General features: G+C 44.9%; 14 protein-coding genes. 12 read left to right on the forward strand and 2 right to left on the reverse strand.

Annotation, left to right across the window (positions count from 1 at the left end; all coding sequences use genetic code 11):
• Positions 1 to 429: 429 nt before the first annotated feature.
• From ACED53_RS17030 to luxS, 9 genes are all read left to right on the forward strand, one after another.
• Complete coding sequence (locus ACED53_RS17030; RefSeq protein WP_004741884.1) at positions 430 to 687, forward strand: oxaloacetate decarboxylase subunit gamma; 258 nt, start codon at positions 430 to 432, stop codon at positions 685 to 687.
• Positions 688 to 718: 31 nt separating this feature from the next.
• Positions 719 to 2,503: a sodium-extruding oxaloacetate decarboxylase subunit alpha gene (gene oadA / locus ACED53_RS17035; protein ID WP_029225520.1), complete on the forward strand. Its 1,785-nt coding sequence runs from the start codon at positions 719 to 721 to the stop codon at positions 2,501 to 2,503.
• Between the two features lie 9 nt (positions 2,504 to 2,512).
• Positions 2,513 to 3,643 carry a sodium ion-translocating decarboxylase subunit beta gene (locus tag ACED53_RS17040; protein WP_009847617.1) on the forward strand — a complete coding sequence of 377 codons (1,131 nt, stop codon included), beginning with the start codon at positions 2,513 to 2,515 and terminating at the stop codon, positions 3,641 to 3,643.
• Positions 3,644 to 3,816: 173 nt separating this feature from the next.
• Positions 3,817 to 4,770: an NADP-dependent oxidoreductase gene (locus tag ACED53_RS17045; RefSeq protein WP_009847616.1), complete on the forward strand. Its 954-nt coding sequence runs from the start codon at positions 3,817 to 3,819 to the stop codon at positions 4,768 to 4,770.
• Positions 4,771 to 4,776: 6 nt separating this feature from the next.
• Positions 4,777 to 5,238 (forward strand): YqaA family protein, encoded by a 462-nt coding sequence (locus tag ACED53_RS17050; protein ID WP_017097357.1) that lies wholly within the window; start codon positions 4,777 to 4,779, stop codon positions 5,236 to 5,238.
• 9 nt (positions 5,239 to 5,247) lie between these two features.
• Positions 5,248 to 8,106, forward strand: a complete 2,859-nt coding sequence (locus ACED53_RS17055) for a pitrilysin family protein (RefSeq protein WP_017101238.1) — start codon at positions 5,248 to 5,250, stop codon at positions 8,104 to 8,106.
• 99 nt (positions 8,107 to 8,205) lie between these two features.
• A complete protein-coding gene (gene gshA, locus ACED53_RS17060) occupies positions 8,206 to 9,774 on the forward strand; it encodes a glutamate--cysteine ligase (protein ID WP_009847614.1) in 1,569 nt (522 codons plus the stop codon).
• A 10-nt stretch (positions 9,775 to 9,784) separates the two neighbouring features.
• The gene (locus ACED53_RS17065; protein WP_032499278.1) at positions 9,785 to 10,435 is read left to right on the forward strand and encodes a hypothetical protein; all 651 of its coding nucleotides are present in this window, start codon (positions 9,785 to 9,787) and stop codon (positions 10,433 to 10,435) included.
• A 24-nt stretch (positions 10,436 to 10,459) separates the two neighbouring features.
• Positions 10,460 to 10,978, forward strand: a complete 519-nt coding sequence (gene luxS, locus ACED53_RS17070) for an S-ribosylhomocysteine lyase (protein ID WP_009847612.1) — start codon at positions 10,460 to 10,462, stop codon at positions 10,976 to 10,978.
• Positions 10,979 to 11,138: 160 nt separating this feature from the next.
• Here luxS and ACED53_RS17075 read toward each other — a convergent pair whose 3' ends face one another.
• Together ACED53_RS17075 and ACED53_RS17080 are read right to left on the reverse strand one after the other, a co-directional pair.
• A complete protein-coding gene (locus ACED53_RS17075; protein WP_009847611.1) occupies positions 11,139 to 12,410 on the reverse strand; it encodes an HlyC/CorC family transporter in 1,272 nt (423 codons plus the stop codon).
• A gap of 125 nt (positions 12,411 to 12,535) precedes the next feature.
• The gene (locus ACED53_RS17080; RefSeq protein ID WP_012604751.1) at positions 12,536 to 13,330 is read right to left on the reverse strand and encodes an inner membrane protein YpjD; all 795 of its coding nucleotides are present in this window, start codon (positions 13,328 to 13,330) and stop codon (positions 12,536 to 12,538) included.
• Positions 13,331 to 13,530: 200 nt separating this feature from the next.
• Between ACED53_RS17080 and ffh the strand changes: the two genes are divergently transcribed.
• The 3 genes from ffh to rimM all read left to right on the forward strand — a co-directional run bounded on the left by ffh (position 13,531) and on the right by rimM (position 15,967).
• The gene (ffh, locus tag ACED53_RS17085) at positions 13,531 to 14,925 is read left to right on the forward strand and encodes a signal recognition particle protein (RefSeq protein ID WP_004735506.1); all 1,395 of its coding nucleotides are present in this window, start codon (positions 13,531 to 13,533) and stop codon (positions 14,923 to 14,925) included.
• A 212-nt stretch (positions 14,926 to 15,137) separates the two neighbouring features.
• Positions 15,138 to 15,386, forward strand: a complete 249-nt coding sequence (gene rpsP, locus ACED53_RS17090) for a 30S ribosomal protein S16 (RefSeq protein ID WP_004735508.1) — start codon at positions 15,138 to 15,140, stop codon at positions 15,384 to 15,386.
• Positions 15,387 to 15,412: 26 nt separating this feature from the next.
• On the forward strand, positions 15,413 to 15,967 hold the full coding sequence (rimM, locus tag ACED53_RS17095; RefSeq protein WP_009847609.1) for a ribosome maturation factor RimM: 555 nt from the start codon (positions 15,413 to 15,415) through the stop codon (positions 15,965 to 15,967).
• The last annotated feature ends 3 nt before the right edge of the window (positions 15,968 to 15,970 follow it).

Here is a 15,970-nt window from a genome sequence, read left to right on the forward strand (position 1 = left end):
AGTACCTGGCTACGAACCAGGCGGTCGGAGGTTCGAATCCTCCAGGGCGCACCACATTATTAGAGAAAGCCTCGTTTTTACGAGGCTTTTTTTATGTCCGCTATAAATTTGTTGCAACAATGTTAAATTTGTGGTGTTTTTAACTTGTTGTATTTAAAGTAATTCTTGATTGCTTCTTTGTTATTCCACCTTTCTCATATCAATTCTCAGAAAAGCCCCGTTTAAGTCACAGTTTAAATATCTAAAAATGACTCATTTGACAGATTTATGTGATCTGATAGGCGAATAATTAACCTTATGTGTGCGTTATCCGTAACAGAACCTTAAACAAAATTGACAAACTTTTACCAATCGAGATAATCCATGGGTCGGGATCACTATTCGCTGAAATCCTGTACGTATGTCAGGATGACGAAGAAAGGAAGCAACATGACTAATATTGGAAGCCTGCTAGGAGATGCGGCGACTCTAATGATAACGGGGATGTCCGTTGTCTTTATTTTCTTAACTATTCTAGTTTACCTCGTTCGGTTGATGTCAAAACTGGTACCAGAAGAAGTACCGGAGCCGATCGCAGCACCTAAAAAAATTCAAAAATCACAATCAAACCCTTCAGCTGTTAGTCCACAGGTAGTGGCAGCAATTTCGGCCGCGGTTCATCAATACCGTGCGTCTACTGCTAAGTAGCATTTAAAGGATTAAAAAGGAGTTTATGAGCATGTCTAAACCACTAGCTATCACAGATGTGGTACTTCGTGACGCGCACCAGTCACTATTTGCTACTCGTATGCGTATCGAAGATATGCTGCCAATTGCGGCAGAACTGGATAAAGTCGGTTACTGGTCACTTGAGACTTGGGGCGGCGCAACGTTTGATTCGTGCATCCGTTTTCTTGGAGAAGATCCGTGGGAACGTTTACGAGAGCTGAAAAAAGCGATGCCCAACACACCAATGCAGATGCTACTGCGTGGTCAAAATTTATTGGGTTACCGTCACTACGCGGATGATGTAGTAGAAAAGTTTGTTGAACGTGCCCATAGTAACGGCATGGACGTATTCCGTATTTTTGATGCGATGAATGACGTACGTAACTTTGAAACCGCAGTGAAAGCAACGATTGATGTTGGCGGCCACGCTCAAGGTACGTTGTCTTACACAACCAGTCCGGTTCACAACTCAGATACGTGGGTTGATTTGGCTAAGCGCCTAGAGGATCTAGGTTGTCATTCACTATGCATCAAAGATATGTCAGGTTTATTAAAGCCTTATGAAGCGGAAGAGCTAATCACTCGCATCAAAGCGTCTTGTGATGTGCCTCTAGCGCTGCATAGCCACGCGACAACGGGTCTATCAACCGCTACAGCCGTTAAAGCTGTTGAAGCGGGTATTGATATTCTAGACACCGCAATCTCTTCTATGAGCTGTACTTACGGCCATACACCAACCGAAACGGTTGTTGCTATGCTAGAAGGCACAGAGCGCGACACGAATCTCAAACTAGACCAAATCGAACCAATCGCGGCTTACTTCCGTGATGTACGTAAAAAGTATGCGAAATGGGAAGGCCAGCTAAAAGGTGTCGATTCTCGAATCTTGATCGCTCAAGTTCCTGGCGGCATGTTAACCAACATGGAAGGCCAGCTTAAAGAGCAAGGCGCTGCCGATCGCATGGATGAAGTTCTAGAAGAGATCCCACGCGTACGTAAAGAGTTGGGTTACATTCCTTTGGTAACACCTACTTCTCAGATTGTCGGTACTCAAGCGGTTATCAACGTTCTAACGGGTGAGCGCTACAAGAGCATCACTAAAGAGACTGCGGGTCTACTGAAAGGCGAATACGGTCAAGCTCCTGCTGAGGTTGATGCTGAACTGCAAGCGAAAGTGTTAGATGGTGCTGAGCCAATCACGTGTCGTCCTGCTGATTTACTTAAGTCTGAAATGGATACGTTAACGACTGACCTTTTAGAAAAAGCGAAATCAGATGGTATTTCACTCGCTGAAGATACCGTTGATGATGTACTGACGTACGCACTATTCCCACAAGTGGGTCTTAAGTTCCTTAAAAACCGTCACAACCCTGAAGCGTTTGAACCTGCACCAACGGCTGAAGCTGCAACTTCTGTTGCGGTTGCACCACAACCTGCTGCTGGCGGCATTGAGAGCTACAGCGTGAAGGTTGATGGTCAAGTTTATGATGTTGAGGTTGGCCCTCAAGGTGAACTGACATCGGTATCTCCATCAGCGAAACCAGCACAAGCGGCTCAAGCAGCACCTGCTGCGGCTTCTGATGCAGAAGCGGTTCCAGCTCCGTTAGCGGGCAACATCTTTAAAGTCATCGTTCAGGCGGGTACTGAAGTGGCCGAAGGTGATGTTCTGCTGATCCTAGAAGCGATGAAAATGGAAACGGAAGTTCGAGCTGCTCGAAGTGGTATCGTTCAAGAATTGAATGTTAAAGAAGGCGATGCAGTTACTGTAGGCGCTCCACTACTAAGCTTAGCGTAAGGGAGTACCATGGAAGGATTGATGACCTTATGGTCTGAAACAGGGATTGCTAACTTTGAGTTCGGCCAGATCTGTATGATGTTGGTTGGTTGCTCACTGTTGTTTTTGGCAATTCGCAAAGGGTTTGAACCTTTACTGCTGTTACCTATTGGTTTTGGTGCTGTATTAGCCAATATTCCAAATGCTGGATTCACGGATCCCGGTGGTTTGCTTTACTACGTTTACTACATTGGTATTGAAACTGGCATTTTTCCACTGCTGATCTTTATGGGTGTTGGAGCTATGACGGACTTTGGTGCGTTGATTGCTAACCCTAAAACACTGTGGCTCGGGGCTGCTGCTCAGTTTGGTATATTCGCAACACTATTTGGCGCGATCTTGCTGAACTATGTACCAGGAATGGAGTTCTCAATGGCAGATGCTTCGTCAATTGCGATCATTGGTGGTGCCGATGGCCCAACCGCGATCTTTTTGGCTAGCAAGCTATCTCCTGATCTATTAGGTGCGATTGCGGTAGCGGCGTATAGCTACATGGCTTTAGTTCCTATTATTCAGCCACCAATCATGAAAGCGTTAACGTCTCCTGAAGAGCGCCAAATTAAGATGGCTCAACTTCGTCATGTAAGCAAAGCTGAGAAGATCCTTTTCCCGCTAGCTGTACTGCTGATGACGATTTTGTTCCTACCTTCAGCAACCCCTCTAGTAGGTATGTTCTGTTTGGGTAATTTAATGCGTGAAGCGGGTGTGGTTGATCGTCTTTCAAAAACAGCCCAAAACGAACTGATTAACGTTGTGACTATTTTCCTTGGCCTAGGTGTTGGCTCTAAGCTTCAAGCGGATACGTTCTTGAACTTAGAGACACTGGGTATTCTAGGTTTAGGCGCGGTGGCGTTTAGTATTGGTACGGCTGGTGGTGTATTGATGGCGAAGCTGCTGAACCGCTTCTCGAAAGAAGACATTAACCCACTGATTGGCGCCGCTGGTGTATCAGCGGTTCCGATGGCGGCTCGTGTTGTGAATAAGGTTGGACTTGAGGCAAACCCTCAGAACTTCCTGTTGATGCATGCGATGGGTCCGAACGTAGCGGGTGTACTTGGTAGTGCCGTTGCTGCGGGTATCCTATTAGCTCTCGTAGGTTAATGAGTTACTTGGCTATGCTGCTCGTTACGTTAATTGGTCGTCAATTTACGCATGAGCGGTTAACTTCGCCTTATTAAATGGTTTATAGTCAAAGGGATGCTTTCGCATCCCTTTCTTTTTATTAATTAGGGTGCTTACTCATCAGGGCTTCTATCAATCAAGGAAATGTGGAAATGGAAAATAAACAGATTGCGATTACTCAATTCGGCGGCGTCGAAAACCTCAGTATTCAAACCAGTACTATTCCTGAGCCTAAGGCCGGAGAAGTGGTGGTTAAAGTTTCCTTTTCAGGCGTTAATCCTATTGATGTGAAAACCCGTGCTGGCCTTGGTTGGGCGGCAGCACAAAACAAAGACAACCTTCCTTGGGTTCCTGGTTACGATATTTCAGGGCAAATTGTCACGCTAGGCGAACAGGCAGAGCGTTTTACTGTTGGTGATAACGTAGCCGGCTTTATTGGTTTTCCACTGCAAGGTGGCGGTTATAGCCAGTATGTGTGTGTTCCAGAGGTCGCATTAAGTATGGTCCCAGATTCGGTTGCGTTAGAAGCGGCTGCAGCTTTACCACTCGCTAGCCAGACCGCAGCACAAGCGCTTAACAAAGCGGAAGTGAAAGAGGGCGATCGCGTACTCATCTTAGCGGGTGCTGGCGGCGTTGGTCATCTTGCGGTTCAAATCGCAGTGGCTGCAAAAGCTGAGGTTTACACGACCTGCAGCGAGGCCAACCTTGATTACCTTGCTACGTTAGGCGCTCATGCGATTAACTATAAATTTGCGCCAGCATCGGAAAGAGTCTCTGATGTTGATGTACTGATTGATTTAGTGGGGGGTGATACCGCGCTTGATGCGTTGAAGTGTTTGAAAGATGGTGCGAGAGTGGTAACGGTGCCTACGCTGTCTGCTGAATTAATTTGCGAGAAAGCGACATTATTGGGTTTCACTGCTTCAGGTATGCTCGTTGAGCCAAATCCAGAGCAAATGGACACTATGCTTTACATGGTTAGCGTAGGATTGCTCAAAACAGAAATTCAAACTATCTACCCGTTAGATGAAGCACAGTCGGCGCATCTACAAGTAGAAACCGGACACACCAGAGGCAAGGTACTACTTAAAATGCAAGAAGGTTAATATGCAGTGCTAGAGTTCTTTAATTCTCTTTTTGAAAACATAGCGTTGTGGTTTTCTGACTCGGCGCTGTGGGTGCTCTTCATTAGTGGCTTCTTGAGTGCCACATTGTTACCAGGGGGCTCAGAAGCAAGCCTTGTGGCAGCATTGAGCTTAGAACAGTTCTCAACATCATCAATCATTCTTCTGGCGACACTCGGTAATACTTTAGGCGGGCTGACCAACTATTGGATTGGTTTGTGGCTGCCTAATCGAACTCAATCTGAAAAGCATGGTCATAAGGCTATGGCTTGGCTGAGCCGCTATGGCTATTGGACACTGTTATTCAGTTGGTTGCCGATCATTGGTGACCCTTTGTGCTTAGCCGCGGGTTGGTTAAGGATGAAATTTATTCCTAGCGTTATTTTGATAGCGATTGGCAAAGCCGCTCGCTACAGCTTACTTGCTGCTATCTACTTCGGTTTTTTCTAAGGAGAACCTATGAAAAAGGTTTTACTTGGTACATTTTCCCTTATCGCCATTGCAGGCTGTTCTTACAATGTACCTAGCTCTACACCCTTCTTTTCCTCGTTACCTGAAGGTGTCACTCTGTTAGAAGAGGTTAAGCCTTCTAAAGATAAAGTGGTGATCCCTTACACCAAATATCAGCTTGAAAACGGCCTGACAGTTATTCTTTCCCCTGATGATTCTGATCCTCTTGTACATGTGGATGTTACCTATCATGTCGGCTCAGCTCGTGAAGAAATAGGCAAATCGGGCTTTGCTCATTTCTTCGAACACATGATGTTCCAAGGCTCTGAGAACGTCGGTGACCAGCAGCACTTTAAGATCATTACCGAGGCGGGTGGCTCGTTAAACGGCACGACTAACCGTGATCGTACTAACTATTTTGAAACCGTTCCATCTAACCAACTTGAGAAAATGTTGTGGTTAGAATCAGACCGAATGGGTTTTTTATTGGATGCGGTTTCTCAGAAGAAATTCGAAGTTCAAAGAGGCACGGTTAAAAACGAACGTGCTCAAAGTTATGAAAACCGTCCTTATGGCTTGATGTGGGAACGCATGGGTGAAGCGCTTTACCCTGAAGGTCATCCTTACTCATGGCAACCAATCGGTTATGTGGAAGATCTAGACCGTGTTGATGTGAATGACCTTAAGGCGTTCTTCCTACGTTGGTACGGCCCAAATAATGCGGTACTGACTATCGGTGGTGATATCGACGTTGATGACACGCTAGAGTGGGTTAATCAGTACTTTGGACCAATCCCTCAAGGTCCGGAAGTTAAGGCTGCTGAGAAGCAACCAGCTGTTCTAACAGAAGATAAGTACATCACGTTAGAAGACAACGTTCGTCAGCCGATGGTGCTTGTTGGTTGGCCAACAACCTACCGCGGTGAAGATACGCAAGCTTCACTGAATGCGCTGTCTAACGTGTTAGGTTCAGGGACCAACAGTTATCTGTACCAAAACCTCGTAAAAACGCAAAAAGCGGTGAGTGCAGGCTCTTTCCACGATTGTGCTGAGCTCGCTTGTACTATGTATGTCTATGCGATGGGTGACTCAGGTGAAAAAGGAGATTTGACGGTTCTAAATAAAGAACTGATGGAAACCCTAGAACAATTTTCGAAAGGCGGTGTGGAACAAGATCGTCTAGATCAAATTACCGGCATGGCTGAAGCGAATGCGGTGTTTGCACTGCAAAGTGTTAGAGGCAAGGTTTCACAGCTAGCGTCAAATCAAACCTTCTATGGCCAGCCTGATCGTATTGAATCACAACTCGATCAAATCCGAGCTGTTACCCCTGAAAGCGTAAGCAAGGCGTACCGAGATTTTATCGAAGGTAAGCACAAGGTTACCTTGAGTGTGGTTCCTAAGAAAAAACTCGACTTAGCGGTTCGCGAGGCTACATTTAGCACTCCTGCTCGTACCCTTCCTGAATACAGCAAAGTGACAGAAGAACAATTGGATTTCAGAAAGGCACCGAACACATTTGATCGCAGCGTGATGCCTGAAGTGAACTTTGGTGTTGAAGCGACCATGCCTGAGCTGTATCGCATGCATTTTGCTAATGGTACTGACTTGATTGGTACTGTGACTAGCGAAACGCCGACAGTGCAGCTACAAATTCAACTCCCTGCGGGTGAGCGCTATGTTGGTAAAGGTCAAGAGGGTTTGGCGAACCTAACTGCATCGATGATGGAAGAAGGTTCGACTAAACGAACGGTTGAAGAGTTACAGGCGACCTTAGATAAGCTTGGTAGTAGCGTAAGCATTAGTGCCGGCAGCTATACCACAGATATTTCAATCTCGACGTTAGAGAAAAACCTGCCTCAAACCTTAGCGATCGTGCAAGAAGTTTTATTCGAGCCTAAGTTTGATGTTCAAGATTTCGAACGCGTTAAGAGTCAGATGTTAGAAGGCGTAGTGTATCAGCATCAACAACCGAGCTGGATGGCTTCTCAAGCAACCCGAGAAGTGTTGTTTGGTAGCAGTATTTTTGGTCGAGCGAGTGATGGCACCAAGGACTCCCTAGAATCGTTAACTCTAGACGATGTAAAACTGTTTTACAGTCAGCACTATACTCCTGAGGGAGCTAATATTGTTATTGTAGGGGACATCTCGAAGGAGGAGGTTGGAAAGCAGCTTCAGTTCTTTGAAGAATGGCAAGGTGACGCAGCACCACTTACTCGTCCACAGATCATCAAGGAGCTTTCGGGCCAGAACTTGTACTTAGTGGATAAGCCGGGAGCACCACAAAGTATTGTACGCTTAGTTCGTAAAGGGTTACCGTTTGATGCGACTGGTGAATTGTATTTAAGTCAATTGGCTAACTTTAATTTAGCCGGTAACTTCAATAGCCGTATCAACCAGAACCTGCGTGAAGACAAGGCCTACACTTACGGTGCAAGCGGTTACTTTGCGAGTACGCGTGAAACTGGTGCGGTAGTGTTTAGTGCTCAAGTTAGAGCCAATGCGACGGTTCCATCGATTCAAGAGTTTATTGCTGAGCTAAATGAATTTAGTCAGAGTGGATTAACTGACGAAGAGGTGAAATTTATGCGCCTTGCCGTCGGTCAACAAGATGCGCTTAAATACGAAACACCAAGTCAAAAGGCTGGATTGTTGAGTAATATTGTTACGCTGAGCCTTGATGAAGACTACCTACAGCAGCGCAACCAGATAGTAGAAACGGTTTCAAAAGAGACTTTAAATGAGCTCTCGAAGAAATGGTTTGACCCGAATGATTATCAAATAATTGTTGTTGGTGACGCGACTTCGCTGCGCCCTCAATTAGAAAAGTTAGATATTCCAATAGAAGAGCTTGAAATCATTCGTTAGAGTACACATTAAAGGGGGAGGGAAGAGATTCTACTTTTCTCCTCCAACCTAATTTATGATAGTTCTAATAAGAACAATATAAGATAAGTGAACAGAATTTTGACTGATTTTGCTGCGCGACTAAAGCAAGTTGCAACCAACCCTAAGACCTTCTCTCAATTTGGTCGTGGTGTTGAAAGGGAAACATTGCGCTACACGGAAGATGGGCATCTTGCTACTGGGCCGCACCCTAAGGCTTTAGGATCTGCGTTGATGAACGAATGGGTAACGACCGATTTCTCTGAGTCGCTACTGGAGTTTATCACGCCTGTTTCTAACGACGTTCCGACGCTTTTGAATCAGTTGTCTGATATCCATCACTTCACTCAAACCAAGTTAGACGGCGAAAAGCTGTGGCCACTCTCTATGCCTTGTTATGTGGGGAGTGAAGATTACATTCAGCTTGCGCAATACGGTACTTCTAACAACGGTAAGATGAAGACGCTATATCGTGAAGGCCTAAAGCGTCGCTACGGTAGTCTGATGCAGATTATTTCGGGTGTTCACTTCAACTTTTCTTTCCCAGAAAGCTTTTGGGACAGTCTGTTTGGAGAGCAAACCGAAGAAGCGCGTTGCGAAGCTAAATCAGATGCGTACTTCGGTTTGATTCGTAATTACTACCGCTTTGGTTGGTTAATCCCATACTTCTTCGGTGCTTCACCTGCGCTATGTTCTTCTTTTATCAAAGGAAGAGAAACCAACCTACCTTTTGAAAAGGTTGGAGAAACACTGTATCTACCCAAAGCAACGGCATTGCGCTTAAGTGACCTTGGTTACACCAACAGTGCGCAAAGTGTACTGAAGATTGGCTTCAACAGCCTAGACCAATACCTTGAAGGTTTGAATCAAGCGATTCGCACACCATCAGAAGAATTCGCTGAGATTGGCACTAAGGTTGATGGGGAATACCGTCAACTAAATAGCAACGTACTGCAAATTGAGAATGAGCTTTATGCTCCAATCCGTCCTAAGCGTGTGGCGAAAAGTGGTGAGAAACCATCTGAAGCACTGGCTCGTGCTGGCGTTGAGTACATCGAGGTTCGCTCTTTAGACGTAAACCCATTCAGTTCAATTGGTATCAATGAACAGCAAGTTCGCTTCTTAGATTTATTCCTAACGTGGAGCGTGTTATCAGACTCTGCTGAAATGGATAACTGCGAGCTTGAATGCTGGCGCGATAACTGGAATAAGGTGATCTTAGAAGGTCGTCAGGTTGGTTTAGAGCTCAAGATTGGTTGTGATGGCGAAAGACTGTCTCTGCAAGACTGGGCTAAAAATGTATTCAAAGATCTTCGAGTTATCGCTGAGTTGATGGATGCTGAGCAAGGTGGTCGTGCATACCAAGAAACGTGCGATACGCTTGAAGCCTGGATTGATAACCCAGAGTTGACCATTTCTGGCCAGTTATTAGAAGAGACCAAGAAATTGGGTGGTTTGGGTAAAGTGGGTTGTGCGTTAGGAAAAACGTATGCTCAGCAACACAAGGCACACCAATATAAAGTTTATTCTGCTGAGTTAATGGAAGCGGAAGTTCAACGCTCTGTCATTGCTCAACAGCAAAGTGAAGAAGCGAGCACTCAAGATTTTGATAGTTTCTTAACGGACTATTTTTCATATTTAAAAGCATAGCGAGACTTTGGTGGAAAGGAAGCAAACCTTATTAGGTCAGTCTACTCATGTGGGTGGAAAATGGTTACCTGTCGTGACTGTTAGTATTGTCTCTAGCCTATTGGTTGGATGTGCGACGCCTCCTCCTAAGCAGCAAAATAATATATGCAGCATCTTCAGAGAGCACCCTTCTTGGTATGAAGATGCGGTCGATATGCAAGATGAGTGGGGCACACCGATTAACGTCGCGATGGCTTTTGTTAAACAAGAGAGCAGCTTTCGACATGATGCGCGTCCACCAAAAGATTATATTCTTGGCTTTATACCGTGGGGAAGAGTCAGTAGTGCCTACGGCTATGCACAAGCTCAAGACCCTGCTTGGGAAGACTTTCAAAAAGCGACCAATAATGGTGGTTCGAGAACCAACTTTGATGATGCATTGATGTTCATTGGTTGGTACACCAGCGAGACGCGCCGTCAGTTAGGGATCTCATTATGGGACCCGTATAACCAATATCTGGCTTATCATGAAGGCCGAGGTGGCTATAAGCGCAAATCATACAACAGCAAACCATCGTTGATTAAGGTGGCTCGCAAAGTCGAACAGCAAGCAAAAGATTATGGATGGCAACTTAAACAGTGCCGAAAAGAACTAGAAGACAATCGAAGTTGGTTTTTTTAAAGCCAATCGTCATGGAGAATAGCAATGCCTTTATTAGATAGTTTTACTGTTGATCACACGCGCATGAACGCACCTGCAGTTCGTGTTGCTAAAACAATGCAAACCCCCAAAGGGGATACCATTACGGTATTTGACCTGCGTTTTACTGCGCCAAACAAAGACATCCTATCTGAGAGAGGTATTCATACTCTCGAGCACCTATACGCTGGGTTCATGCGTGCTCACCTCAATGGCTCTGCGGTTGAGATCATTGATATTTCGCCTATGGGTTGTCGTACCGGTTTCTATATGAGCTTGATTGGTACGCCTTCAGAGCAGCAAGTGGCTGAAGCTTGGTTAGCGGCTATGCAAGACGTACTGAAAGTTGAGAACCAGAATAAGATCCCTGAGTTGAACGAATACCAGTGTGGTACTGCGGCAATGCACTCCTTAGATGAAGCTAAAGAGATTGCGAATGCAATCATCGCTACCGGTATTTCAGTAAACAAAAATGATGAACTGGCATTGCCAGAGTCGATGCTTCAAGAGCTTAAAATCGACTAATCACTTTTCTTTACTTTAGATGCGCTTCACTCTAGATACATTTCAATCTAGAGGCAGAGCGAGTTAGATACTAAAAGGCCCGGTTCAATGAACCGGGCCTTTTGTTGTAGAAGGACTTAGTTGGTAACTCAGAGGGTTACTCTCATATAATGAGTCGCCTCTATCCGTTTACGATCTGCGGAAACACACGCACCAGCTTGATACGATTCTCTTCGAGCTCAACAATTTCCATTGGATGGCTGGCAACCTGAACACTCAGGTGACTCTCTGGAATATCTTCAAGATGCTCCAGTATCAAACCATTAAGTGTTCTTGGTCCATCGGTAGGCAGTGCCCACTGCAAACCTTTATTTATATCTCGGATATTAGCGCTGCCTTCAATCAAGAAGCTACCATCGCTTTGCGGTGTGATCTCTTCAGATAAACTTGGTGCGATTGAAGTCGTAAATTCGCCCACGATCTCTTCGAGAATATCTTCGAGGGTAACCAAACCGTTAATATCGCCATACTCATCAACAATCAAACCGATACGTTGTTTGTTGCGTTGGAATTTAAGCAGTTGGGTGTTAAGCGGTGTCGCTTCCGGAATAAAGTAGATCTCATCTGCAGCACGCAGCAGGGTCTCTTTATTGAATTCGTTCTTTTCGAGCATCAAGCGATAAGCTTCACGTAACCTCAGCATGCCAACCACTTCATCTATCTGATCACGGTACAACACGATGCGACCATGAGGTGAATGAGTGAGCTGACGCACGATCGATTTCCAATCATCATTGATGTCGATGCCGGTGATCTCGTTACGTGGCACCATTATGTCATTCACGGTGACGTGTTCTAAATCGAGAATAGACACCAACATATCTTGGTGACGCTGTGGTATTAGGCTACCCGCTTCATTTACTACGGTTCTGAGTTCTTCTGAGCTTAGATGATCGGTTGCATCATGGTTAGCTTTAACGCCTAAGATACGAATGAAGCCATTGGTAATAAAGTTGACCAAGATAACCAATGGAGATAGCACCTTCATCAGTATTATTAATAGAATACTGCTGGCGTAAGAAACTCGTTCAGGGAAAAGAGAAGCGATGGTTTTTGGTGTAACCTCAGCAAACACGAGGATCACTAGGGTCAGGGCTCCGGTTGCGATTGCAACGCCGATATCTCCGTAGATACGCATACCAAGAATAGTCGCGATCGCGGATGCAAGAATATTGACGAGATTGTTGCCGATGAGAATAAGGCCAATCAATCTGTCTGGGCGACTTAGAAGTTTTTCTACGCGTTTGGCACCTTTATGACCCGTATTGGCCAAGTGCTTTAAACGGTAGCGGTTCAAGGACATCATGCCCGTTTCGGAACCAGAGAAATAACCAGAAATTACAATGAGACACGCGAGTAGCGCAAATAAGATACCCGTTGATATGTCGTCCAAAACTATTCTTTTCCTTTTTGTGTATCTTGATTAATTTATGACCGAACATGGTCGAGATGTCAATTGAATGTATCGTACTCAATATTTTAAAGGCAAGGTGTGAGAGCTTGCCTTCATTATACAGACTAATTCAGGATTATTTCCTGAACGAAGCGGCTACCGAAGTAAGCTAATGTGAGCATGGTGGCACCCGCAAGGGCAAACCATGTGACTTTTTGCCCACGCCAACCTTTCTGATAGTGACCCCAAAGAAGGATGGAATAGATAACCCAAGCTATAAAAGACAATACTGCTTTATGTGCTTTACCTTGAGCAAACATATCTTGTACGAAGATAAGTCCAGTTAATAAAGTACCTGTTAACAAACCATTACCGATTAAAATGATCTTGAAAAGCTGTCTTTCCACCATCATTAAGGGAGGTAGGTTAGGGTTTATTACTAAGGCTTTTTTCTTTTTAAGTTTGTGATCTAACCACGCGAGTTGCATAGCGTATAGCGCACCGATGGTAAGTGTCGCGTATGAGAACAGAGCCAAAGAGATGTGCACAAGCAGCTTTGGGTCATTCTCTAAGTGTTTGATGAAGGTGCTAGGAAGAAAAGTGGCAGCCATTAGATTTAGAGCAGCGAAGCTATAAACAACAGGTAAGATGAACCACAAACGTGTTTTGAGCATAGCACCGCTCATGACCACAGATATGATTAAACTGATTAAAGAAGCAACGTTTAAGATACTGAGGTTTTGACCACTGGCATTAAAGATTAAATCGCCAAGCAACCAAGCATGGAAAGCTAAAGCAAGTAATGCGCTGATAAACACCGTTTTTACACGGATTCCTGTTTGGTGCACGAGACCTGGAATGATCGTGAAAATCGCCATTGTATAAAGAAAGGCTGCTGCGATCGCAATAAGACTGTCCATGGTATCCATTTAAATGATTACTAATTGGCGAATTATACCTCGCATCGCTCTTTGGGGCTATGGTGAACCTCATTCAATTCCAAGTGAATAATGTCTCACATCACATGCGTGGATGATTAACGCTCCACAACGGGTATGACTCTAATCCGCGCTAATGTATACTCACAGTAATAGTCGCAGTTTTGAGCGAAGAGAAAACTATGTTTGATAATTTAACGGATCGTCTATCCAAAACGCTGAAAAACATCAGCGGTAAAGGTCGCCTGACCGAAGACAATATTAAAGAGACGCTGCGTGAAGTACGTATGGCGCTACTTGAAGCCGACGTTGCACTGCCAGTTGTCCGCGATTTTGTTAAGCGCGTTAAAGAAGGCGCTGTAGGTGTTGAGGTTTCTAAATCTCTCACACCGGGTCAAGAATTCATTAAGATCGTTCAAGCTGAACTTGAAGCTGTGATGGGGGAGTCTAACGAGGCTCTTGACCTAGCAGCACAACCGCCAGCAGTTATCTTAATGGCGGGTCTACAAGGTGCGGGTAAAACCACATCGGTAGGTAAGCTATCTAAGCTCCTGACTGAGCGTGATAAGAAGAAAGTTTTGGTTGTGTCTGCCGACGTTTACCGTCCAGCCGCGATCAAACAGCTTGAAACCTTAGCAAGCGATGTGGGTGTCGACTTCTTCCCATCTTCAGCTGACCAAAAGCCTCTTGATATTGCAAACGCTGCAATCGACCACGCGAAGAAGAAATTCTACGATGTGCTAATTGTCGATACTGCCGGTCGTTTGGCTATCGATGAAGAGATGATGGGTGAAATCAAAGAGCTTCATACTGCCATTAAACCAGTAGAGACGCTGTTCGTTGTTGATGCTATGACAGGTCAAGATGCTGCGAATACTGCAAAAGCCTTTGGCGATACGCTACCACTAACCGGTGTTATCTTAACGAAAGTGGATGGTGACGCGCGTGGTGGTGCTGCACTGTCTGTTCGTCACATCACAGGTAAGCCGATTAAATTCTTAGGTGTGGGTGAAAAGACTGACGCATTAGAACCATTCCACCCAGATCGTGTTGCTTCTCGCATCCTAGGTATGGGCGACGTACTGTCGCTTATTGAAGATCTACAGAAAAACGTTGATACCGAAAAAGCAGAGAAGCTGGCTAAGAAGTTCAAAGAGAAGAAAGGCTTTGACCTTGAAGACTTCCGTGAGCAACTTGGTCAGATGAAAAACATGGGCGGCATGATGGGCATGATGGATAAGCTTCCAGGCATGTCTCAACTACCAGACAACGTTAAAGATAAAGTTGATGACAAGATGTTCAAGCAAATGGAAGCGATCATCAACTCTATGACAATGAAAGAGCGTCAGCGCCCAGACCTAATCAAAGGCTCACGCAAAAAGCGTATTGCTGCAGGTTCTGGTACGCAAGTACAAGATGTAAACCGTATGCTTAAACAGTTCACTCAAATGCAGAAGATGATGAAGAAAATGCAGAAAGGTGGAATGAAAGGCATGATGCGCAACATGCAAGGCATGATGGGCGGCGGTGGAGGTATGGGCGGAATGGGTGGTGGTTTTAACCCGTTTGGCCGATAATCTACAAATGTAAGCTTTAGCTACGTTACTTTTCATAGTGTTAGCCGTGTCACAGAAAGTGAGCGGTGGCTATGTTGGTGAAAAAATAGCTAAAGCCCTTGCATTGCCCCGGAATAAGAGTAAAATTCCGGGGCTTTAATTTGGCACGAGACCCCAAGCTATTTACTTATACTTGGGGTTAATTATTTTATTAAGAAAGCAAAGAGGACGACATGGTAACCATTCGTTTGGCACGTCACGGTGCAAAGAAGCGCCCATTTTATCAAATCGTAGTTGCGGATAGCCGTAACTCTGTAACTGGCCGTTTCATCGAGAAAGTAGGTTTCTTTAACCCTACTGCTCAAGGTCAAGAAGAAGGTCTACGTCTAGACCTAGATCGTGTTAACCACTGGGTTGGTCAAGGCGCATCTCTATCTGACCGCGTAGCTAAGCTAGTTAAAGACGCTCAAAAAGCGGCTTAATTCTTTTTTAAAAAGAGAAATAGCTTATGTCGATGAAGGGTAAAGAAACGATGAGCGAGCAAAACGAAAGAATTGTTATGGGTAAACTTGGGTCTACCTATGGTATTCGTGGCTGGCTTAAAGTGTTCTCCTACACAGACAATGCTGAAAGCATATTTGATTACAGTCCTTGGTATTTAAAGCTAAAGGGCGAGTGGGTTGAGTATAAAGTTGAAAGCTGGAAACGTCATGGTCAAGGCTATGTATGTAAGCTAGCGGGATTAGATGTACGTGAAGACGCGCAACTGATGACCAACTTTGAAATTGCTATTGACCCTGCTTCATTACCTGAATTGTCAGAAGATGAATTCTACTGGCGCGAATTGTTCGGTATGCAAGTTTTTACCACTAAAGGTTACAACCTTGGTGAGGTCACTGACCTATTAGAAACTGGCTCGAACGATGTTCTAGTAATCAAAGCAAATCTTAAAGATGCTTTTGGCCAAAAGGAACGGTTAATCCCGTACCTTGAAGAGCAAGTGATCAAGAAAGTTGATCGCGAAGCTCGCCGGATCGAAGTTGACTGGGATCCTGGGTTCTAACTC

The organism is Vibrio sp. 1F169, from assembly GCF_041439605.1.
Taxonomy (GTDB): Bacteria; Pseudomonadota; Gammaproteobacteria; order Enterobacterales; family Vibrionaceae; genus Vibrio; species Vibrio tasmaniensis_A.

What these genes read in the sequence shown, in the direction of transcription:
- ACED53_RS17030 (WP_004741884.1), top strand. Translation starts at nt 430, where the DNA reads ATGACTAATATTGGAAGCCTGCTAGGAGATGCGGCGACTCTAATGATA.
- oadA (WP_029225520.1), top strand. Translation starts at nt 719, where the DNA reads ATGTCTAAACCACTAGCTATCACAGATGTGGTACTTCGTGACGCGCAC.
- ACED53_RS17040 (WP_009847617.1), top strand. Translation starts at nt 2,513, where the DNA reads ATGGAAGGATTGATGACCTTATGGTCTGAAACAGGGATTGCTAACTTT.
- ACED53_RS17045 (WP_009847616.1), top strand. Translation starts at nt 3,817, where the DNA reads ATGGAAAATAAACAGATTGCGATTACTCAATTCGGCGGCGTCGAAAAC.
- ACED53_RS17055 (WP_017101238.1), top strand. Translation starts at nt 5,248, where the DNA reads ATGAAAAAGGTTTTACTTGGTACATTTTCCCTTATCGCCATTGCAGGC.
- luxS (WP_009847612.1), top strand. Translation starts at nt 10,460, where the DNA reads ATGCCTTTATTAGATAGTTTTACTGTTGATCACACGCGCATGAACGCA.
- ACED53_RS17080 (WP_012604751.1), bottom strand. Translation starts at nt 13,330, where the DNA reads ATGGACAGTCTTATTGCGATCGCAGCAGCCTTTCTTTATACAATGGCG.
- ffh (WP_004735506.1), top strand. Translation starts at nt 13,531, where the DNA reads ATGTTTGATAATTTAACGGATCGTCTATCCAAAACGCTGAAAAACATC.
- rpsP (WP_004735508.1), top strand. Translation starts at nt 15,138, where the DNA reads ATGGTAACCATTCGTTTGGCACGTCACGGTGCAAAGAAGCGCCCATTT.
- rimM (WP_009847609.1), top strand. Translation starts at nt 15,413, where the DNA reads ATGTCGATGAAGGGTAAAGAAACGATGAGCGAGCAAAACGAAAGAATT.